Here is a 22,539-nt window from a genome sequence, read left to right as displayed (position 1 = left end):
CATAATATAATAGTAGTTTCTGAACAGAAATTTCCTCTACATAAAAACTGAATGTGCTATCAGTCAAATAAAACTATAAGTAGTGTTATGAAATGAAGACTTTGGCAGCTAAAATCGAAACTATCTTAAAATAAAAAGGGGGCCGAAGCCCCCTTTTTCTCACTCACTCATCGAAGTAGCAACTTAGCAATAGTGCTGAGCTGCATGTTCGTTGTACCCTCGTAGATTTTACCGATCTTAGAATCACGGTAATATTTCTCTACGGGATATTCTTTCACATAACCATACCCACCAAACAAGTCGATGGCCTGTGAGCTTACACTTTCCGCAACATCAGATGAATGAAATTTTGCCATGGCTGCTTCTTTCAAAAAATTCTGTCCTGCCATTTTCTTCCGTGCTGCATTATATACCAACAATCGTGCGGTTTCAATATCTGTGGCCATTCGAGCCAATTGAAATTGAACTCCCTGGAAATCTGATATAGCCTTCCCAAATTGCTTACGCTCTTGAACATATGCCAACGCTGCATCAAATGCCCCCTGGGCAATGCCAATCATCTGGGCTCCAATACCTACCCGGCCTTCATTCAGCGTTTCAATAGCAACTTTATATCCTTTTCCAACTTCACCAACTACATTTTCTTTGGGAACGCGCACATCTTCCAATAGAATTTCACAGGTTGAGCTTGCCCGAATTCCCAGTTTATTTTCTTTCTTGGCAATAGAGAAACCTTCCATACCGCGTTCAACCACAAAGGCCGTAATTCCTTTATATCCGGCGTCAGGATCAACAGTAGCCATCACCAAAAAAATATCTGCTTCATTGGCATTGGTAATCCACAATTTTGCTCCGTTTAACACAAAATGGTCACCGTCTTCTTTGGCTGTGGCTTTCAACGCAAAAGCATCACTTCCCGAACCGGCCTCAGATAAACAATAGGCTCCAACTTTCTCCGTCGCCAATTGCGGCAAATATTTTTCTTTCAAATGGTCGGAGGCAAAATTTACAAAAGCATTGTTCACTAAAGTATTCTGCACATCCATAAAAACACCGGCAGATGCATCCACACGAGAAATTTGCTCTATAGCTACAATGGACATCATAAAAGTTCCACCACCACCGGAATACTTCTCGGGAATATCAATCCCCATCAATCCCATTTCAAAAAATTCTTTGATAAGACCAGGATTGAGCTTTGCATTTTCATCCATCTCCTCAACCAAAGGTTTAATAGAAGCTTCAGCAAAATCAGCAGCCGCCTCTTTTAACATTTGTTCATCTTCGGTAAGCTGTGTTAAAGGGGGGATAAATTGATCCGTTTGTTCCATCTAAAAAAGTAAGTGAGTTAGTTTTAAATAAAATGGAACTGAATATACAAATTGTAAGCGCTTTTTTACTAATTAAAACGGTATTTTTTAAACTCAGTTAGTAAAGATGTTTGTACCTCTTTATTTTGAAATGAAAACGAGAATTATCAAATGACAGGATACCGTTTTGGATACACTGAATTTCAAAAACGAGCTTAGTTTCGACGAGTTCCCACCGATTTCTACCGATGAATGGGAAGCCGTTATCGAGAAAGATCTGAAAGGCAAAGACTATAAAGAAACCCTTAGCTGGAACCCGGAAAACGAGCTTGAAGTCCTCCCTTTTTATCGACGAGAGCACCTTGAGGAACTCTCTCGTTCTCCAAAACCTGTTCGAGCTTCTACCGGATGGACTATCCTGCAGCCGATTTTAGTGAAGGACGTCGACTCAGCAAATAAAACCGCATTGAATGCGCTTCAAAATGGAGCTTCGGGACTTTATTTTTACGGGGACAGTGATGCCATAACGTCTCACGCTGATGTCGAGCAGCTTTTTAAAGATATTCAACTTGAGATTATCTGTGTGAAACTTAGCAATTCTCTTAGCTTATCAAATCAGCTGCTAAATGGATTAACCAAGTTAATCGATTCCAGGAATCTTGCCCCGGACGATCTGAATCTTTCTGTAACAAGAGATCCTTTTTCAAAAGGCTCATTTTCCGGAGAATTGCTTGACAGGGAAATGATTGAGCAGAACATTTCCGGTTTACCATTCACTTTACATATTGACCTGAGCGGATACGGAAATGCCGGAGCGAGCATCATTCAGCAAACTGCTTTTGCACTGTCAGCCGGGAATGAACTCCTGGGAATCTTGGGGAAAGATGTAACTTTTAATTTCAACTTTGCGGTGACCAACAACTATTTCCCGGAAATTGCAAAACTACGGGCTTTCAGGTTGATGTGGAATCAGGTACTTGAATCCTATGAATCAAAAGCCACTGACTTTTCAATTCATACTGAAACAGCTCTTTGGAATAAAGCCCAAAACGATGCTCATAACAATATGCTGCGGGCCACCACTGAGGCTATGTCGGCCATATTGGGCGGAACTGATGCATTAACGGTTTTTCCCTTCGATCAGCACTTTTCAGAACCCTCCGAATTCTCCAACCGTATTTCCCGCAACGTACAACTTATACTTCAGGAGGAAGCTTATTTTGATAAAGTCGCTGACCCCGGAGCCGGCTCTTATTACATTGAGACTTTGACAGATAAAATCGCCAAAAAAAGCTGGGCACTGTTTCAGAGTATTGAAGAGAAAGGTGGTTTTTATGAGTGCCTGAAATCGGGTTTTATTCAAGATGAAATTCAGGAGTCGCGCAATCGTAAAATCGAGGCGTATAAAGAAAAGAAGGAAACTTTGGTTGGAGTGAATAAATATCAGCCTGAAGAAAAAATTTCAAATTCCAAATTTCAAATTCCAAATTTTTCCTCGGTGAAATTAGAAGGTGAGACTACAGAGATTAAGAAAATTGAGCCGCTTAATATGGAAGTTGAACTTCGAAAAGGAGACGCATAATGAAGAAGGATTTTTCAAATATCGATTTAGACCTAAGCGAACTCAGCTCCACTTCCAGTGATAAAAATAAGACGTGGGAAACATCCGAGAAAATAGATATAAAGCCTCAATTCACTGAAGAGGATATTGAGAAACTGGAGCACTTGGATTATGCAGCGGGTATTCCGCCTTATTTGCGCGGGCCGTATTCCACCATGTATGCCGTTCGTCCGTGGACTATTCGTCAATATGCCGGATTTTCCACCGCTGAGGAATCCAATGCTTTCTATCGTCGAAACCTGAAAGCGGGGCAAAAAGGTCTTTCGGTCGCTTTTGATTTAGCTACGCATCGTGGGTATGACTCTGATCACCCACGTGTATCCGGTGATGTGGGCAAGGCCGGCGTGGCCATCGATTCCGTGGAAGACATGAAAATTCTATTCGACCAAATCCCACTGGATAAGATGTCGGTTTCCATGACTATGAATGGGGCTGTAATTCCCGTTATGGCCTTTTACATCATCGCTGCAGAAGAACAGGGTGTAAAGCCTGAACAACTTTCCGGCACCATTCAGAATGATATCCTAAAGGAATTCATGGTGCGAAATACCTATATCTATCCACCTGAGCCTTCGATGAAAATCATTGGCGATATTTTTGAATACACTTCTCAAAATATGCCCCGTTTTAATTCTATTTCTGTAAGTGGCTATCATATGCAGGAAGCCGGGGCTACATGTGATATTGAGCTGGCTTATACCCTCGCTGACGGGCTCGAATACCTTCGTACAGGTATTGAGGCCGGAATGGATGTGGACGAGTTTGCGCCGCGAATTTCCTTTTTCTGGGCCATTGGCATGAACCATTTTATGGAAATCGCCAAAATGAGAGCCGCGCGTTTGCTGTGGGCAAAAATCGTGAAATCCTTCAACCCAAAAAATCCAAAATCCCTTTCCCTGAGAACGCATTCTCAAACTTCAGGGTGGAGCCTGACTGAACAGGATCCTTTCAACAACGTGGCTCGTACTACCATCGAAGCAATGGCTGCTGCGTTGGGACATACACAATCTCTCCACACCAATGCACTGGATGAAGCAATTGCACTGCCAACTGATTTCTCAGCCCGGATTGCACGGAATACACAAATTTTTCTGCAGGAAGAAACAGGTATCACTAAAGCGGTTGATCCCTGGGCCGGCTCCTATTATGTAGAATATCTCACGGATAAAATAGCACGCCGGGCTTGGTCACTAATTGGTGAAGTGGAAGAACTTGGCGGGATGTCGAAAGCTATCGAAACCGGGCTTCCCAAGATGCGGATAGAAGAAGCCGCTGCCCGCAAACAAGCACGCATCGATTCCGGTAAAGACACCATCGTTGGAATTAACAAATATCAAACGGACGAGAAGTCTGAAATTGATGTGCTGGAAGTAGATAATGAGAAAGTGCGGAAATCACAGATTGAGCGCATCAATAAAATGAAAGCGGATCGTGATGATGACAAAGTAAAATCTTGTCTCAAAGCTCTTACTAATTGTGCAGAATCAGGAGATGGAAATTTATTAGCTTTAGCTGTTGATGCCGCCCGTGAACGAGCTACTTTAGGTGAAATCTCCGATGCCATGGAAGAAGCGTTCGGGCGTTATAAAGCAACCATAAAATCTATTTCAGGTGTGTATTCTTCCGAATTAAAAGATGACGATCATTTTAAAGCAGCTCTACAACGAGCTGATGATTTTGCCGAACTTGATGGGCGGCGGCCACGAATTATGGTAGCCAAAATGGGGCAAGATGGACATGATCGTGGAGCTAAAGTTATCTCTACCAGTTTCGCTGATCTTGGTTTTGATGTTGATATCGGTCCGCTTTTTCAAACACCTGAAGAAGCTGCCCGACAAGCTGTCGAAAACGATGTGCATATTTTGGGAGTCTCCAGCCTTGCCGGAGGACATAAATCTTTGGTCCCTAAAGTAATTGAAGAACTGAAAAAACATGGGCGTGATGATATCATGGTTGTTGCAGGAGGGGTTATACCTCAACAGGATTATCAGTTTTTGTATGATGCCGGAGTAACTGCGGTCTTTGGCCCCGGAACGTTGATCCCTCGTGCAGCTAAGCAAATTTTAGATCAGCTGATAGAAAATTATTCTAATGGATTGGATTAATACTGTTTTACGCTCATCCTTTTTCCGCTACGACGCAGAGCGTCGTAGCGAGTCATTTTTATGTAGTTGTTACTATTTGGGGAAAACACATAATCCCGTAGGGATGTCAGATGGTACCCGCGGGATTCATCCCGTGGGGAATAGAGGCCATGAAGAGCAAGTCTCGTTAGAGATGCCCCAACGGCAATTCATTTTTGCTTCAACTTTTTTTGCTTGGTTTAAAACGGTGTTTGGGCCATCCCTAACGGGATTTATGTTTGTTATAAATTCTCTCCATCCACGGACTGAAGTCCTTGGCTACATTCGGCCGTCCTTAACAGGACTTTTATTTAGAATTGAGCAACCTGTGAGACTCAAATTTCTTGTTAAAAAATGGGGATTGGTATGAGCCATAAACTTCCATCGAAAAAAGAATTTATTGACGGGATTCTTTCCGGAGACCGAATGTTGCTTAGTCGCGCCATTACTCTTATTGAAAGCACTAAAGCAGAACATCAGGATTTGGCGCAAGATATTATAGAGGGTTGTCTTCCTCACTCCGGGGATTCTATCCGGATTGGTATAACCGGTGTACCGGGAGTGGGCAAGAGTACATTTATTGAAGCTTTTGGAAATCACATCATCAAGAATGAAAACCGATCTCTCGCGGTTCTTGCCGTAGATCCCTCAAGCTCTAAAACGCGTGGAAGTATTTTGGGTGATAAAACCCGAATGGAGACTTTGTCTAATAATCCAAAAGCTTATATCCGTCCCACCCCTACTTCCGGCTCATTAGGCGGGGTTGCGAGAAGTACTCGGGAAACAATCACCCTTTGCGAGGCAGCCGGATTCAACACAATTTTAATAGAAACAGTGGGTGTAGGTCAATCCGAAACCGCCGTTCATTCCATGGTCGATTTCTTTTTACTGTTAATGCTTGCCGGGGCCGGAGATGAATTACAAGGTATCAAACGCGGCATCATGGAAATGGCTGATGCTATCGCCATCAACAAAGCAGATTCCGGAAATGAAACAGCGGCAAATCGAGCCAAAAGTGAGTATAAGAGTGCCCTGCACCTTTTCCCTCCCACAGAGTCTGGATGGATTCCAAAAGTTACCACATGCTCAGCCTTTCATGATAAAGGCATTCCTGAAGTTTGGGAGATTGTAGACGAGTTTGTTCGCCATACTAAAACCAAAGGTTTTTTTGAAAAAAAACGGAAAGAGCAGGCCAATTACTGGCTTGATGAAGCCATCAATCAAGAATTACATCGTGCCTTTTTTCAGGACGATACCTTGAAGAATGAAATGATTGCCTATCGACAAAAAGTGCAAAATGGGGAATTGTCTTCCTATAAAGCTGCCCGGGATCTTATGAAGTTATTTTTTGAATAAAAATAGTTGAACCGTTTAAGTTTATAGATGTTATGTAATTTGGTAACAACTCGATCTGGTTCAAGCGTCTCGCTTGGACCAACCTGTTTGCCAATTCAACCACCGCATCCCGACTTTAGGGACGACGCCTGCACTTGTGCTCTCGTTGTGTTTGTCCCTTACCTAACATCTACACGGATAACGACTTCTTGAAACTTTTAATCGAACTCAGGTTAGTTTAAATTCATATCAGCTTGAGCGGAACTGAAGGCGATATCTTCATCGAATTTTTGACTGCCAAACGATTCTTCCATTTCGGCTCGTAGTTTTTGGGTAGAAAGTCCGCTGGTAAGAGCACCGTTTCGCGCTATTGATATACGACCGGTTTCTTCAGAAACTACAATCACAAATACATTATTTGATTCGCTAATCCCCACTGCTGCCCGATGCCGAGTTCCAAATGAGGTTGAAATATTTGGGTTTTGAGAAATAGGCAAATAGCAGCTGGCAGCAACAATTCTATTTCCACGAATTACCACAGCACCATCATGAAGTGGAGTTTCTTTTTTAAAAATAGTTACCAATAATTCACTTTTTACTTCAGCATCAATATTTACCCCTGCGTCTACCAAATCTTGCAGTGAAGAAGTCCTTGCAAATACAATCAATGCCCCAATCTTATTTTTAGCCATTTCTTTCACGGCCTCTACTACTTCTTCTATGGTATTATCGGAATTTGAAGTTGAGAAAAAACGATCCAAACTCGTGTTTGTACCAAGCCTGTACAAAAGCTTCCTGATTTCCGGTTGAAATAAAATAATGAGAGCGATAATACCAACGTCAAGAATTTGGCTTAAAATAGAGTTGATGGTCGTAAAACCAAGAATGCCAATAATCACATTGATAATTACCACAAAAAGAATCCCCAAGGCCGCTTGAATGGCAAAAGTTCCTCTCACCCAACGATATAGGTAGACCAAAACGGACGCAATTATTAGCGTCTCGACAAAATCTTTAAGACCAAATTCGAGGAAACCAATGGGAATCAAAGCCGCAGGGTTTGTTAAGATTGTGATTGAACTGCTTTGAATATACGAATTGAATCGGAAGCTTCCTTCACATCATGTATCCGTAAAATATTTGCCCCGTTCATCATTGAATGATAATGGAGTGCTATGGTTCCGGTTACACGATCGTCTGTAGGTCGGCCGTCAAGTATTTGACCTATCATAGATTTTCGGGAAGCTCCAACTAATATAGGTAAACTAAATTTCCGGAATTTATCAAGATGAGCTATGAGTCGAAGATTATGTTCTAATGTTTTACCAAATCCGATGCCGGGATCCAATATAATCTTGTGAGCACCTCTCTTCTTTGCTTCGGTTAGCTGCTTTTCAAAAAATGTTACAACGTCTTTGACTACATCGCTGTATTGTGGGTTTTTCTGCATAGTTTTTGGGTCTCCCTGACTATGCATCAAAACATAAATCGCATCAAACTCTCCGCATAAATCTGCAAGCCGCGGTTCTTTCTGAAGGCCGCTGACGTCATTCACAATTTTAACCCCACTTTCCAGCGCCTTTTTCGCAACTTCATATTTTGAGGTATCAATAGAAAAATCAACCTTTTTGAACACCGGTATCGCCTTTTCAAGTATAGGCATTACCCGGTCTAATTCTTCCTGAACAGAAACAGGATCTGAACCCGGCCTTGTCGATTCCCCACCAATATCAATAATATCGGCTCCGTTTTTAATCATGATGTAGATACGGTCCATTGCCCTGCTTACATCAAGATATCGTCCTCCATCACTAAAAGAATCGGGCGTAGCATTTAAGATCCCCATTATTTGAGGACTGTTTCCGGAAAGTTTAAATAATTTATCTTCAGGCAATAAATAGAGGTTGATTAAAATTTACTGTCCAAAACTACTGGTATGTGCTTATCGAATAAAATATGAGATCGTGTTTACTACCAAGACTCAATAAGTTCATCTAACTTATCTTCTTTGGCAGCCCAATCATCTGCATCTGGCAACGCGTCTTGTGTTTCGTTAATAATACGATCTTCCCAAGATTCAGCTAATCTTTCATTTAACTCAATATAATCTTCCCATTTTTCGGGAACTTCATCATCCGGATAGATCGCCTCCACAGGACATTCGGAAACACAAGCGTCACAATCAATACATTCTAATGGATCAATAGTAAGGAAGTTGGGTCCTTCCCGAAACGCATCAACCGGGCATACGGCAGCACAATTAGTATATTTACATTGGATACAAGGTTCAGTTACAACGTAAGCCATTTTAGAATTTTGTTATTAAAAATATGGGGTAAAAATTAGCGATTGGAATATCCCCTCACTTTAGGATAGATGCAATCTTTATAGCATTTGAAAGAATAATTTTTCGCTGATCGTTCCTGTTTTTACTTTAACATCACAGAGACACTATCAATATTCCCGTCGGTTTCAGCCGGGTCTATATCCAAAAGATGAGTCATTATTTCATATAAATGAATACTCTGGAATTCTTTCATTCTAAAACCATTTTTAAAATCAGTACCATTTGCCACAAAAAGAGCATGCATCTCTTTTTCTTGATTATCAAATCCATGCGTTCCTCCGGAGGGATAGTCAGGATTTGAATCAAAGTATTCTCTGGAATTAATAATATAGCCAAGATCTGCTACAAGTAAAAGGTCTGGTATTCTGTGATGATTTTTCAGATGATAACGATCCGGTATATCTTTTTTCCTATATACTCTAAAGTTCTCCTCGTTTTCTTTGAGGGTATTATATACTTCCTCCAGCTTTCCTTCTTTTACGTTAGCCATTAATGCCGGACTGTAGGCTATAACTTCAAGATCGTCCGGGTTGATCATTTCATCAAGTACTACAATTCTCTCCCTGGAAACTTCAGTCATTCCATGATCAGAAACTATCAAAATATTGGTTTGATCCCGGATTTGAGCTTCCCGCATTCTTTGCACCAGGTAGCCAATTAAGTCATCTGCTCTTTCTATGGCATCAATAACTTCGGGTGAATCAGGTCCATGCCGATGTCCCTCGCTATCCACGAAATGAAAATACAAGGTGGCAAAATCTACCTCATCTTGATTGTCATAAGTCATCCATTTTAGTACCGTGTCTATTCTTGCAGAATCTCCCAAAGACTGGTCATACACTTTCCAGTGTGTTGGTCTCATATTTTGAATGGGTGCTTCTGAGCCTACCCAAAACATGGTTCCGGCCTTCTTGCCGGTTTTTTCAACGGTATTCCAGATGGGTTCTCCTTCATACCAATCTGGGTTTTCAACTGCGTCACGATTTCCTATTGAGAACCTGGCATCCATTTCAGGATCATACATATTGTTCCCCACAAAGCCATTATTCTCGGGATAAAGTCCGGTAGCCATTGCGTAATAATTGGGAAAGGTTTTGGAGGGAAAAACAGGAATTAAGCCATCACTAATAACTCCGGTTTCTACCAGTTTATCAAAATTTGGGGTATTGGCTTTAGACAGGTAATCGTAGCGGAAGCCATCGAATGATACCAATAAAACTTTATCGCTATCCCTGTTATCCTGAGATTTTTGATTTGTACAGCCTGCGACTGTTACACTTATGAGGAGAATTAGAAGTAGTTTTTTCATAGTTATCTAAAATAAAAAAAGCAGCCTGTATTAAACAGGCTGCTTTAAAAAATTTATCTTTTTACTGCTTTGATATCTGTTTAGAAGTTTACTCGAACGCCAAAGTTATAACGTCTTGGAAGACCTAAGAATACTTCAGCATCATCTGCGTCATGATCTTGGTCAAATCCATTAAATCTACTGTTATCTGTAGCATCCTGTACATAAGTTTCATCTAGCAAGTTGAATACATTCAGGAAGAAAGTGGTGCCTTCAAGTATATTGTCGAATGCATAATTTACATGCATGTTGAAAACAGTATAATTAGGGGCTTGCCATGTTTGAGCCCTGTCATTAGGGTCATCTCTGTTGATCGGATCAAAGTCTGACCAGTGACGATAGAATGAAGTTCCTATCAACTGAATATCAAGATTATTTGCAGGCTGCATTCCTAAAGTATATGCAAGCTGAGCCTGAGGAGCATTACCCACCTTTAATCCTTCAAGATATAAATTCACGTCTTGAGCACTAGTTGGGTCTCCTTGATCAGCTAAATATGTCGCTGATACGTCATTCTGGTATTCCCATAGATTGTAAGAACCTGCTACATCCAAACGGACCCAGTTAACAGGTTTGTATGATGTTTCAAGCTCAACACCGGAATGCATCTGGTCAAGCCCCGTAATATTGATGAGCCCCTCATCTCCATTGTTTTGTTGAACTCCTCGAGTAAATGAACGGTCTCGACGATCGGTGAGATAGTAGTTAGCATTCAGTCCAAACTTTCCGCTTGGGTCACGATAACGAACACCTGCTTCGTAGAAATAGAATTTTTCATTTTCAGGATTTTCGTTCACTGCACCATTGAAATCACTAATCACGTTATCAAAGATTGGTACTTTAGAGATGTATCCAACATTTAAATATACACCAACATTGTCATTCAAATTGTATAAACCACCGGCCTTGGCTTGGTAACCAACAATATTATCGGCTTCTCGGGTAAGAGGACTTCCATTTTCAGCAAGAAAGAAGTTTTTGTGAGAATACTTAATTGATGAAATACCTACTGTACTATAAACACTGTACTCATCGGTATTATACTCACCTTGTACATACCCACCATACCAGTCAACTGTATTGGTAAAGTTATAAGCAACCTTGTCACCTAAACCTGCTCTATAATTAGGGTTTAGTTCATTTCCAGTTTCAACATAGTAACGACCACCTAATAAATCTCGAACTTCTCTGTAGTGCTCGATCTCAGCCGTTCGCCAATCTAATCCGGCTTGAATTTCAAAGTTTTCACTGGCTTGGTAAGAAAGTTTTAGAATATCTCCAATGGTCCACTGGTTGTTTCTACTATTTCTAAGTATACCATTAGCCTCACCATTAGCTTCATTATCTGCGATTGTAGCATCCCAGTCAACGATTCTTTGGTTGTGCGAATAGTCATACTCAATATCACCGAGAGTTCCTGTACCGCCACCATGTCCACCACTGTAGTAGAGTACATTAGTAAGTGTTAGCTTTTCACTTAATTCACTATACCAGTTTAAATTAACTTGTGGCTTGTGGAAAAAGTTTTCACGCTCATTCAAAAAGTCTTTACTGTATCTATTTTGAATAGAAGTGCTTACCCATCCATCACCTACATATTGATTTCCATCGTATGATGTGCTTACTCCAGATACATTAGAGTTGAAATAACGCCCTTTCTCCCAATGTATGTCTGCGGCAGCAGGGTCATAGCTATCCAAACTTAGAGCGTAATCTCTGTCGTAAGTTGCAATATTCATGGCATATAGGTTTTGGCCATGACGCTGTGGAGCACCCAATGCGAAAAGATCTAATCTATTGTCGTCGTTTATTTGGTAAGAAGCTGCTAAGTGATAAGCCCACTCATCAGCCCAGGTACCTTCCACTATTCCTTCTGCAGTTTTCCTTACACCTACAGCACTAAAAGCAAACTTGTCATTGATCATACCGGAATTCAATTGAAGGGTGGTTTTGTTTAAAGCACCACTTCCGTTTTCAAATTTGACTGAACCACCGGCTTCACTTTGAGTTGGGTCAGTAATAATATTTAACGTTCCTCCTACAGATGGAACAGCAAGGTTCACATTTGAGATACCTCTCTGAACCTGAATAGAACGAGCAGCATCACCAACACCACTCCAATTAGACCAGTATACCCAACCATTTTCCATATCATTAACAGGCACACCGTTGATCATAACAGCAACGTTACGCTGACTAAATCCACGAACGTTAATTCTAGCATCCCCGGAGCCGCCACCTGCTCCAGTTGAATACACTGATGGAGTGATATTCAATACCTCAGGTAGGTTACGTGAGCCAAGCTGAGTTTGAATAGCTTCCTGATCAACATCAGAAAAAGCTACTGGAGTCGTTTGATCAGATCTGGAAGCAAAAACCTCAAGTGATGTAAGGGAGGCACTTGTTAATTCCATCTCAAAATCCAGTTCCAAATCACCGGATCGTACGGTAATTTCTTCTGTGATAGTTACAAAACCAACACTTGAAACACGGATAGTATAATTTCCGGATTCTACATTGTTGATTACATAATCACCATTTAAATCTGTTGCATTACCTTGGCTAGTTCCCAACAAAATTAGATTTGCACCTATAATAGGTTCTCCTGTACTTGCTTCGGTAACTGTACCTTTGATGGTAGACTGGGCAAATACTGCTCCAGAAATACACAACATTATTAGAATTGTATATAAAGATTTTAGCATGGGTGCTTTTTTTGGTTTAGTGTTTCAAATAGACCAAAATATAAGGAAAAGCAGATTAAGGCACTGTTAATAAATTGAGTCCTTTTAGTTGATATCTCGGGTTTTGCTACTAATAGAATATCAATTACTCAAAATCAGTAGTAAGCTTGTACCGGGCTATTCTATTATTATCGGTATCTGCCACAAATACAATTTCATCAAAATAGGCTACCCCACTTGGATTGTTAAACTCGCGCGGACCATTCCCGGTTCCACCAAAGGAAACATTAATTGCTTTTTCTGCAACTGAACCAGCCGGGGGATTTATCCCTTCAAAACCATTTGATTGAAACATATAAAGGCTATCTGTCCCAGCATCAACCACAAAGATATGGCCTCTTTCATCTGCAGAGTAAGCGATTCCCGTTGGTTTTTTAAATTTATACTCATCATATAGGAATGACTCTGCGCGGGCTGTATCTTTGGCCAGAAGAGAAGAATTGGGTCTATATTCCAACCCGTCAATCGTTTCTACTGCATTAATCCACAACGTTCGAAATGGAATATCCTTTTCAGGATTTCCCTGGGTAATAAGAAAACTAAGATCCGAGGAAAGGTTTTCTCTTTGGGGAGGACCTATTAAAGTTGTTATATCTGTAATGGAAATTCCACTTAAGAAAGATGGGTTATTTGGGTTCAATACCCGAATTTGTGAAGTATTTCTCATTTTTCCATCATTGCCTTCGGTATAAATAAGAACCGTATTATCTTGAGCAATGGCTTCTCCTGTACGATTTCGGGGTCCTCTTCGGGATACATATATGTCATTATTCGCTAAAACAGAAACGCTTGTAAGTTCAACAAGCTCCTCATTATCCGTTCTTGAGCGATCTAACCTGAATTGTCGCGTATTCGTATTGGCTCTACTGTTGTCCATAAATGGATGAATCAGAGTGTCAGTAAACTGAACTGCCCCGGCTCCATTTGCATTTTTAATTTTATACACTGCAGGCAAATTCCAGGTGATATCAGGATCTACTGCTGTGATTACGGTATCATACCGAGCGGTAACATAGAGGTTTAGCAGCCGATCTTGGGTGACAGAAGTTGCTCCTCCTTCAATTTCAATGGTATCATATACCCTTCCGGCACGATCTAATACATGAACACCTTCTGCATCTGTTACATACACTAATTCATCATACCCAACATATACATCCGTTGGTTTATCAAAACCGTCCCAAAATGGAAGCAATGCGGCATAAGCTACTTCATCAACTACTAAATTTGGATCTTGTCGCCCTTCTTCAAAAATTTCGTCCGTAGTTTCGTCTCCTTTGCTGCCTAACAACTGATCACAGCTTGCAACAAAAACCGTTGCTAAAATTAAACCGATGGCTATTAATAGAGTCCTTTTCATAAAAAAATCACAAATTAAATTTTAGTGCTATACGGTGAATACTTCCGAGCCTGTCTCGGGTAGTGAAACCGTAGTCGATAGCAATATCTTTTTCAAAAACCGGCAATTTAAAACCGACACCTGCACTTGGCAGAATGGCTTCATCTGTTCCAAATTCATAGCCGGTGCGCAGAATAAATTTCTCCAGGTAGGTTACTTCTGTTCCCAGGCTGAAACGTTCAGAATTGTCACTTGGATTCGTCAACTGTCCGGTAACCAACACATCCCAGTTTTCATTACTGTAGGCATCGTAAGCCGCACCTATTAAAAACATGGAGGGAGGTGAGACGTCTTCAAATTCATCTTCTGTGACGGGACCGTTCTGTGTTTGTCGTGTTGTTTCGCCGCTGGGGCTGGAGTCTAATCCAAAGTTATTTAGCCCGACAGAAAATCTCAGTCCCGTTAAACCTACCTCGTAGTAAAAACCAATATCAAAAACCACGGTTCTGAGCTGTACTTCCTCAATTTTTTCTTCCACATATTTAGTAGTAACACCATAGCTGAACAAGTTTGATAACTGTTGTGAAAACGACAATCCAGCCGCCATGTGTACGGTTCTAAATGTACGCCCGGTTCCAAAAGGATTAAACTCGTTGGTTTCTTCCATCTCACCGGAATCCAAATACATGAGAGAACCACCAAAAGCTATTTGATTCTTTTTATGAACATAACTCACAAAGTTGTGGGAGATATCAGCAATGTATGCGGTATGCCCTACGTACATTTGAGAATTATCAAGCTGAACTGCCAGCGCAGGGTTGAAGTACAATGACGATCCATCATTTGCGGCAGCAACATTGGATTGCGCCATGGCTGCAGAGCGGGCATCTACATTAATCTTTAAAAACTGAAATCCGGAGGTACCTGAACGGGAACTTCCTAAACTTGGAAATATACCCTGAGCGATAGCTACATCAGATACCGGTAAAATCAAAAACAATCCAATGGCTAAGATTTTACCTATGCTTCTCTTACATTTATTTTTATTCAACTGCATCATTATTATGATCAAAAATTAATAGCTAATCCAAACATTATATGTCGCTGCTGCAGGAAGTTTGCAGGATTAGCATAGGCTGGAATATTATTATCTCGTGGATCTTCGTATCTCGGGTCTCTAACGTTAGATGGTACATCGTAATTTGAGTTGCCACGAAGTACGGTAGGGTCACTTGGATAATCAGATTTATATGCTTTTCCTGTAACCGGGTTAATGATTGCAGGATTCTGATTGTTAAATAAATTCGTTACTTCAAGTGTTGCCACTATTCGTGTGTTGTTAATTTCAAACCACTTCTGGAAGTTGAAATCAAACATCAGCCATGGTTCACCGATTTCGGAATATCGTGCATTCGGGTCGGGATCTCGTTCGTAGATAGGCCGCCAGTTTTCTTCTCCTGTTACGGGATTACGTTCCTGCCCCCGATAAATCATTGGGGTATATCGCAAACCACTTCTAAAGGTTCCGGAGAGATATGCTCTGAATTTGTTGAACGCATCGATACCAAACAGCCCATTATCTCTGTCCCAGTCAAAAATTACACTTCCTTTTATATCAAAGGGACGATCCCACGCAAGCGGAGTCTCGATGTTATTACCGATATCTTGTCCACCTGATATAATATCATCTAAGGCATCATTTGAGGTAGAACTTAGACCTTCGGCTCGCGAGTAGGTAGCACTAATATTACCCTGTAAAAAGTGGCTGTACCTCTTGATGTATGACACTTCTACTCCTCTCACCCTGGCAAAGTCACCATTTACCCGGAAGGTTCGTTCTGTATCTCTGCCTGTTGCATCAGGAATGATGATTCTTTCTGCGGTAATAAAGTCATACTTATCACTCCAAAACGCATTGATATTTAAAGCATCGTTGGAACTTAGCTGATATCGAAAACCGAGCTCATAGGAAATATCTACTTCAGGATCTAAATTTGGATTCCCTAAATCAGATAAAAACGATCGATCTTGGTAAAATGGATTCAATCCGGCATAAAGGTATGTGGGGTGAGGTAACTTAGATTTATGGGTGTAGTTAAAATACATCACCATATTTTCTCTTACCGGGAAGGACACATTTACCCTTGGCAACAATCGCATTTTGAAACGATTACCAAATAACTTATTGGTGCTGGATTTATAATCTTCCCTTACTGCATCCGGAATTGGTGAAAGCGGATCATTCACAAAGTTATCGACATATGCTCCGGGAAACCAATATTCATAGCGGAGGCCAAGGTTGGCAATCAATCCCTGATAGCGGATCTGATCACTTAAATAAAGTGCACCACGGGCCGGACTCACGTTCCAGATATCTGAACTCGCACCTAATCTGGATGTTTCCGTAAATTCATTTTCACCTACCTGAATTGGAGCTCCCACCCAAGGACGTGTAATATCAATCCACTGATATTCCATAAACTTCATTTCTAACCCTAAGCGCAATCGGTTTGTTTCACCCGCAAAAAAGGTGGTGAAATTGGATCTCAGCGTATATTCTTCGGCATAATGATCGTGCCAAAGTGATGCGAGGCCTCCATTGTTAGCTAAACCCGGACCGGGGAGTACATAGTTGAAATCTTCTCCACCAGGGAATGGGGTTACTGGGTATACGACAATACTTTGAGCATCAAATTCTCCGTCAACAACTTCAGGTCTCCAATTTCTTCCGTTGGCATCAGCCCTTAGCCTTGTAAACAACCGACTAAATTGCACATCATAAAACGTTTTACCTGAAAGTGCGTGCGTCCATTTTATATAAGCCAACCTGCTGTCGTGCGCATATGAATTGGCATTATCTAAATTCTGTTCAAAGAAGAACTGATATCCCGGACGTATCTGTGCATTATCACCGATAATTTGAAGCATCCGAGTGTTTTGGTTGATAGACATGGAGCGCTGATAAGCCGCTTCCATTCTCATACCGGACTTAATCTTATACGTCAGCTTCATCATCCCATTCCAGCGGTTGTCCTGCCGGGGAGACCACATAGTATTATCTATTAATGAGGTTTTAACCTGATCGGCACTGTTTCTTGTAAACTCGTTGGATAAACTCACCTGTCCGGTCATAAAAAAGTACATCTCGCCGGGAATATCTAATCCAAGGGCTGGCAGTAAATCTTTGGTAATGGGTAGTGGACCGCCAAGAGTCAATTCGTAATTATCGGTAAAAAAGTTGGACTGTGTTGCAGTCATTCGGCCCGGATTATCTCGTTTATGGGAAAAACTTCCTGAATAATTCTCACCGCCGTCTCTTGTTTGAACCGTTACAACCCCTGAAGTAAGATTTCCATGTTCCACATCTACTCCACCGGTGGTTACTTCTACATTAGAGTAGGCATTGGAGCCCAAATCTAACCCAAAACCTGTGCCGGCAAGGGGATCCTGAGCAGAAACACCATCAACAACATAACCGGTTTCATTAGCCCTACCTCCGCGAATATATAACCCGGTTGGATCTTTAATAACTCCTGCTGTATTTCCTACAATATCTTCTACTTTTTGAACCGGGGCCGCAGCTATTTGTTCACGACTTACTCTTGTAGATGTCGATGATTGTTCTACATCGAAAATGGGTTTTTCACCAATTACGGTTACTTCTTCATCAGATGTAATAGCCTGAACCCCCATTTCAACATCTAATTCCGTTGTTTCGCCCCCTTCTATATTTACTCCTGTAATGAGGATCCGTTCATACCCAATATACCTGAATTCGATGGTGTACTCTCCGGGGCGAATATTTCTTATGGTGTAGTCGCCATCTAAGTTTGAGGCCGTACCAAAACTGGTTCCTCTTATAATGACATTTACCCCAATCAGCGTTTCGCCGTCATCTTTGTCGGTAATTGTTCCTTCCAGCGTGCCGGTTTCGTTTTGTGCAAACAGCGACGAAGCGCCGGCAATAGTCAGAAGAAATACTAATAGGCAGGTTTTTTTAAATATTCTCATTGTTCAAAACCCAATGTTTCTATGGTCAAAAATTCAATTAATCCTTCCAAATCACTTGGAGGAAGTGGTTCGTCCGTATCAGGATCTTCACAAGGATTATCATTTACGTTTGTGAAATTGCTCAGGTCAATACCGAAATACACAATACTCTGATCCGGATTCATTGTTGAAACCAAATCAATGCCTTCATAGTCCCCTCTAGTAGTAGGGTTTCGAAGTATAAGACCGAAATCAGCTCTAAATAAACTTATAGATTCATTAAAAGGGACAATCGGGTTTGCCGGGAATATTGGTCGGTTTAATCTTAGATTTATATCCAGTGAGATTTCATCTGATGACTGAATCTCTGAACAACGCTTTATTTCGAAAGTTGGACTTCTGCGAGGCATAGAAGGCTCTTGGGCCACTTCACGGAATGGTAAAAACTGAAACAGTGAATTCCGGTCCGACAGATATTCTATTGGGATATTGATAAACATTTTTCCGCCCTGGGCAAAAAATTCATCTGTCAACTCAAGAGCATAACCGATGTTTCGATCTAAGTCGTCGGAGATCCAATAAATATAATCCCATTCAGCAAGCATCATATTAATGGTAGGATCTGCAAGTGATCGATCAGGAAATGCAGAAGAGAGCGGAACTCTTGTTCCTCCTAATACCTGCCCATCAGAAATATCCATATAATCTACTTCTGAAATACCTACTTGTTCAAGAAGGCTTAAGTGGAAGTTTCCTCTTTCATCGGTATTCGTACCGAAGTAGTCATTTAAGAATAAGATGTTAGAGGTTTGTTCTTTCACATACCACTCATACGTTTTAACGTCACTAACGGCGCCTGCATTGTCAATGGCTCGTACATGAAACTCGTTATCCCCATTAACATTTACGGTATTAAACATCATACTCGACTCAGATGCTGATCGACCCAATAATATTTGTGCCGTGGGAGAATCAATAGTGTCGTCTATTCTAAGAGTGATAAAATTGGCCTCTACGCTAAGTTCTTTCCAGCTATCTGCCGAAGTGGTGTCGTTTAAGGCAATTTCTACACGATTTAAATTCGCATCACCATCCGGATCTGAAGGAGTGAACCCAAAACTTACAATTCTGTAGGTAGTATCAGGGGGTGTTTCATTGTTAGTAAATTGAATAACCGGAGCTGTATTTCGTATCGGAAATGTGAGGCTTGGAGGCTCCGGGTCTCTTGCTTCCTCGTTATCAACTGCCCTTACCGTAAATTCCACATCTGCATCGGTATTACCTTCCGGGATAGGTAAAATAAAAGTGCTATCCGTTTTTTCGGTGAAATTCCAATCCTCAGCTGTGGCTTGTGTTACATCACCAATATAAAATTCATATCCTGCTACATATCCATCAGGGTCATCTCCCCACCATGATATGTTAACCTGACTCAATAACCGCTCACCTTCCGGTAAGTTAATTTCTTCTACAGTTAATGAAGTAGTAGGCGGTTGATTATCAGAAAAGCTTCCTTGTATCCCACTGTCGCAGGAAATCAACATAAAGCTTAACAGAAATAATAGTAAAACAAAAGGTCTGAGCATGTTAAGTAAATAAAGGTGAGGAAAATGCCGAAGCATTTTCCTCACTTAGTTTTATATGTATTTATGCGGTTACTTGATCAACATCATTTTTTTGATGGTACTGAAGTCACCGGCATCAATTCTATAGAAATAAGCTCCACTGCTTAAGTTACCCGCATCGAAGTTTACAGTATAGGCACCCGGAGTTTTAACTTCATTTACCAAGGTGGCTACTTTTCTACCCAATACGTCAAATACTTGCAGCTTCACGTTTGCTACATCAGCTACAGAGTATCGAATAACTGTTGTGGGGTTGAATGGGTTTGGATAGTTTTGCTCCAAAGCAAATTCCTGAGGTAATTCATCCACTTCGTTAGAAGTAGCTAATTCAAAGTCACTTGCGAATCTGGCATAAAGCTGTTTGGTCCCAAAGTAGGCTCCAACAAGTACTTTTATACTAATTGGTCCCTCCGGAATATCTTGCCCAATGTAGTTGACATCACTGAATTGGGTGCGGAATACTACGGTTTCACCTTCAGAAAGTGATGAATCTGTAAGATCATAATTTTCACCGGATTCGAAAGTTCCTGTTTCCTGGAATTGCACATCATTTATTCGAACCAACATGGATTGATGCTGATCAATATCAATCTCAGAAAGTGTTACAACCGGTGATTCAATTTCAGATGTACTTGTCGGTGCACCGGGGTCAGCTGATGGCAGGAGCTGCGAAATACCTCCAAAAGAGCCTAGGTCACCGCGTACGTTCGTCATGATATCACCCGCAGAATACTCAGATACAATAACATTTGGATTATCATCAATTAATAATCCTCCTGAATCATCCATCAAGAAAATTTGGTTACGGTTTGAAGTTGCAAATGTAACAACAGCTTCTCCCGTGTAGGTATAATTTTCATCATTATTTCCATCACGGATAGTTGCAAGTGAAGACGTTTCCGTCGTTTGTATCTCAACCGTATACGTTCTTTCATTAACTGGACTCATCTCTAATTCCGCACTTTTAGCAACAGCTCTAATAGTCGCAGACTCTGTTAATTCTAAAGCTTGTGTGTATTCGGTAGAACTTTCATCCGGGTCGGTTCCGTCTAATGTATAATAGATCGTAGCATCAGCAGATGGAGAGCTCAAGCTAACTGTTACGGAATTGACATAACTCTCACTTGCGTCCGGAGAAAAAGTAACCGGAGCTGTTTGAGTAGTACTTTCAATCGTAAAGCTACCGCTTTCAGAGGCAGAAGTTTCTACTCCTTCCGGCGTTTCCGTGACTGCATTAATAGTGTAATCAACGGTTGTAAAAGAGTCGAAACTATCAAAGGTAAATGTATAAGTATCTCCATTTGCGGTCATATCAACGGTTGTTGTGTCACCACTTTCAGCGGTATATGGATACGCTGAATAAGATAACTGTACACTTTTTACCGTATAGTCAGCTTCAGGCTTCAGAACATCAACACTTATAGTTGCCTGATCAGAGGAAGTAACAACTTCAGGAGATATAGAAAGTTGATCCAAGGTAGGGGCGAATCCCTGAACAACTAAATCATTTGGGATACCTTGTGTTGTTCTATTCAGTATTTCAGTTTCATCTTCATTCCATATAACACCATCAGAAGTCCAGCGAATTCCATCTTCCCAGGGTACAATTCTGAACGATCGTTCAGTAGTGCTGGCATCTACATTATCCGGGTCAAAGGTATCTAAAACAATAAACCCTGAGGCATTTACAACAGAACCCGGGGCCGGAGGGTTAAATATTCCATCCAAATCCTCTTCAAAACGCCTGTAATTATAATCCAAACTTAAGACAGTATCTGCTACTCCTCCATCTTCAACAACTAAAAATCCATACCCCCAATCCAACAAGTTTGGAACATCTGGGGCTCTTGCATCATTTCTGTATCTAAGAGAAATATCACTGCTCATCATCCTTGCATTGCCATCGGTAAGGATAAACCATGGCCTATTTCCAGGCTGTCCAGCTTGTCGGTTATTAACTTCAGCTCCGGTAAACTTCACATACGTGTGAATATATTTTGAATACTGCTCTTCAATCCACGTATTTTCTCTTCCATCAACTGATTGGTTTAAATCTGAAATACTCAACTCAATGGGATCTAACAAAGGCAATAAGTTCTCATATTGCGGATCAATATTGGCATTACCCAGTCTTACTACATCTGAAGCGGAAAACTGACTTTCAACTCCAAAGAAAGTAAGCTCACCCACTATTTCAATAACATCACCTCTGTCTAAACTTTCGAGCGTTCTCTGTTGTGCACCTTCAACAACGAGCTGCATAGACATCCCTTCTCTACCCATATCGGCGGCATTCACATCCGTTACGAATAGGTGAATTCGCCCAGGTTCTCCACCGGAGTCTCCATCATCCGGAGTAGCCAATCCTGAGTTACGTGGATATGCCACTACTATGGCATCAAAAGTCACCTCTTCGCCAACTAACGGATGACCTGTCAAGTCATTTTGATCGGTTATAGTCTCATCATAAGTATTCAAATCTCGCACGGTAACTTCTTGCTGGGCCACTAAGGGCTCAACCGTCCATACCAATACAATTGCTAAAGCTATCAGTTTGTATAAGTGTTTCATGGTTTCCTTGTTTTAGATTTAGTAGGAATAATATTATTTGATAACGGCAAATTTACCGCGCTGAACTTCGCCGGTATCTTTATTATAAACGGTATATAAGTACAAACCGGTCGTTAAATTCTGATTGGATGCACTGAGCAAATCCCAGGCATGTTCGCCACCCGGCATTATTCTATTATTGGCACT

The 22,539-nt window shown here is 41.1% G+C and carries 14 protein-coding genes; 3 read left to right on the top strand and 11 right to left on the bottom strand.

What is annotated here, in order from left to right; genetic code table 11:
- Positions 1-167: 167 nt before the first annotated feature.
- Positions 168-1,331 carry an acyl-CoA dehydrogenase gene (locus RI561_RS12415; RefSeq protein ID WP_395080566.1) on the bottom strand — a complete coding sequence of 388 codons (1,164 nt, stop codon included), beginning with the start codon at positions 1,329-1,331 and terminating at the stop codon, positions 168-170.
- A 166-nt stretch (positions 1,332-1,497) separates the two neighbouring features.
- On the opposite strand from RI561_RS12415, the gene RI561_RS12410 reads away from it, so the two are divergent.
- The 3 genes from RI561_RS12410 to meaB all read left to right on the top strand — a co-directional run bounded on the left by RI561_RS12410 (position 1,498) and on the right by meaB (position 6,410).
- The gene (locus tag RI561_RS12410) at positions 1,498-2,892 is read left to right on the top strand and encodes a methylmalonyl-CoA mutase subunit beta (protein ID WP_395080565.1); all 1,395 of its coding nucleotides are present in this window, start codon (positions 1,498-1,500) and stop codon (positions 2,890-2,892) included.
- The gene (gene scpA / locus RI561_RS12405; RefSeq protein WP_395080564.1) at positions 2,892-5,036 is read left to right on the top strand and encodes a methylmalonyl-CoA mutase; all 2,145 of its coding nucleotides are present in this window, start codon (positions 2,892-2,894) and stop codon (positions 5,034-5,036) included. Before RI561_RS12410 ends, scpA begins: the two co-directional genes overlap by 1 nt.
- A gap of 372 nt (positions 5,037-5,408) precedes the next feature.
- Entirely contained in the window at positions 5,409-6,410 is a 1,002-nt protein-coding gene (meaB, locus tag RI561_RS12400; protein ID WP_395080563.1) for a methylmalonyl Co-A mutase-associated GTPase MeaB, read from the top strand.
- A gap of 212 nt (positions 6,411-6,622) precedes the next feature.
- On the opposite strand, the gene cdaA is transcribed toward meaB, so the two are convergent.
- From cdaA to RI561_RS12350, 10 genes are all read right to left on the bottom strand, one after another.
- Complete coding sequence (gene cdaA / locus RI561_RS12395; RefSeq protein WP_395080562.1) at positions 6,623-7,438, bottom strand: diadenylate cyclase CdaA; 816 nt, start codon at positions 7,436-7,438, stop codon at positions 6,623-6,625.
- Between the two features lie 14 nt (positions 7,439-7,452).
- Positions 7,453-8,283, bottom strand: a complete 831-nt coding sequence (folP, locus tag RI561_RS12390; RefSeq protein ID WP_395080561.1) for a dihydropteroate synthase — start codon at positions 8,281-8,283, stop codon at positions 7,453-7,455.
- 77 nt (positions 8,284-8,360) lie between these two features.
- Positions 8,361-8,696 (bottom strand): ferredoxin FdxA, encoded by a 336-nt coding sequence (fdxA, locus tag RI561_RS12385; protein ID WP_395080560.1) that lies wholly within the window; start codon positions 8,694-8,696, stop codon positions 8,361-8,363.
- Positions 8,697-8,818: 122 nt separating this feature from the next.
- Complete coding sequence (locus RI561_RS12380) at positions 8,819-10,045, bottom strand: ectonucleotide pyrophosphatase/phosphodiesterase (protein WP_395080559.1); 1,227 nt, start codon at positions 10,043-10,045, stop codon at positions 8,819-8,821.
- Between the two features lie 80 nt (positions 10,046-10,125).
- A complete protein-coding gene (locus RI561_RS12375) occupies positions 10,126-12,789 on the bottom strand; it encodes a TonB-dependent receptor (RefSeq protein WP_395080558.1) in 2,664 nt (887 codons plus the stop codon).
- A 124-nt stretch (positions 12,790-12,913) separates the two neighbouring features.
- The gene (locus RI561_RS12370; RefSeq protein ID WP_395080557.1) at positions 12,914-14,188 is read right to left on the bottom strand and encodes a hypothetical protein; all 1,275 of its coding nucleotides are present in this window, start codon (positions 14,186-14,188) and stop codon (positions 12,914-12,916) included.
- A gap of 7 nt (positions 14,189-14,195) precedes the next feature.
- Positions 14,196-15,218: a PorV/PorQ family protein gene (locus RI561_RS12365; protein ID WP_395080556.1), complete on the bottom strand. Its 1,023-nt coding sequence runs from the start codon at positions 15,216-15,218 to the stop codon at positions 14,196-14,198.
- A gap of 17 nt (positions 15,219-15,235) precedes the next feature.
- Positions 15,236-18,178, bottom strand: a complete 2,943-nt coding sequence (locus RI561_RS12360) for a TonB-dependent receptor (RefSeq protein WP_395080555.1) — start codon at positions 18,176-18,178, stop codon at positions 15,236-15,238.
- Positions 18,175-19,743 (bottom strand): hypothetical protein, encoded by a 1,569-nt coding sequence (locus RI561_RS12355; RefSeq protein ID WP_395080554.1) that lies wholly within the window; start codon positions 19,741-19,743, stop codon positions 18,175-18,177. Before RI561_RS12355 ends, RI561_RS12360 begins: the two co-directional genes overlap by 4 nt.
- Positions 19,744-19,812: 69 nt before the next feature.
- A complete protein-coding gene (locus RI561_RS12350; protein WP_395080553.1) occupies positions 19,813-22,353 on the bottom strand; it encodes a chitobiase/beta-hexosaminidase C-terminal domain-containing protein in 2,541 nt (846 codons plus the stop codon).
- Between the last annotated feature and the right edge of the window lie 186 nt (positions 22,354-22,539).

Origin of the sequence: Gracilimonas sp., from assembly GCF_031581265.1 — a bacterium.
Classification (GTDB): domain Bacteria; phylum Bacteroidota; class Rhodothermia; order Balneolales; family Balneolaceae; genus Gracilimonas.
Note: the sequence above shows the minus strand (reverse complement) of the source record. Positions and strands in the feature narration are given on the sequence as shown.

Excerpts from the sequence above, each read along its gene's own strand:
- RI561_RS12415 (WP_395080566.1), bottom strand. The coding sequence starts at position 1,331 with ATGGAACAAACGGATCAATTTATCCCCCCTTTAACACAGCTTACCGAA.
- scpA (WP_395080564.1), top strand. The coding sequence starts at position 2,892 with ATGAAGAAGGATTTTTCAAATATCGATTTAGACCTAAGCGAACTCAGC.
- meaB (WP_395080563.1), top strand. The coding sequence starts at position 5,409 with ATGGGGATTGGTATGAGCCATAAACTTCCATCGAAAAAAGAATTTATT.
- fdxA (WP_395080560.1), bottom strand. The coding sequence starts at position 8,696 with ATGGCTTACGTTGTAACTGAACCTTGTATCCAATGTAAATATACTAAT.
- RI561_RS12380 (WP_395080559.1), bottom strand. The coding sequence starts at position 10,045 with ATGAAAAAACTACTTCTAATTCTCCTCATAAGTGTAACAGTCGCAGGC.
- RI561_RS12375 (WP_395080558.1), bottom strand. The coding sequence starts at position 12,789 with ATGCTAAAATCTTTATATACAATTCTAATAATGTTGTGTATTTCTGGA.
- RI561_RS12370 (WP_395080557.1), bottom strand. The coding sequence starts at position 14,188 with ATGAAAAGGACTCTATTAATAGCCATCGGTTTAATTTTAGCAACGGTT.
- RI561_RS12360 (WP_395080555.1), bottom strand. The coding sequence starts at position 18,178 with ATGAGAATATTTAAAAAAACCTGCCTATTAGTATTTCTTCTGACTATT.
- RI561_RS12355 (WP_395080554.1), bottom strand. The coding sequence starts at position 19,743 with ATGCTCAGACCTTTTGTTTTACTATTATTTCTGTTAAGCTTTATGTTG.
- RI561_RS12350 (WP_395080553.1), bottom strand. The coding sequence starts at position 22,353 with ATGAAACACTTATACAAACTGATAGCTTTAGCAATTGTATTGGTATGG.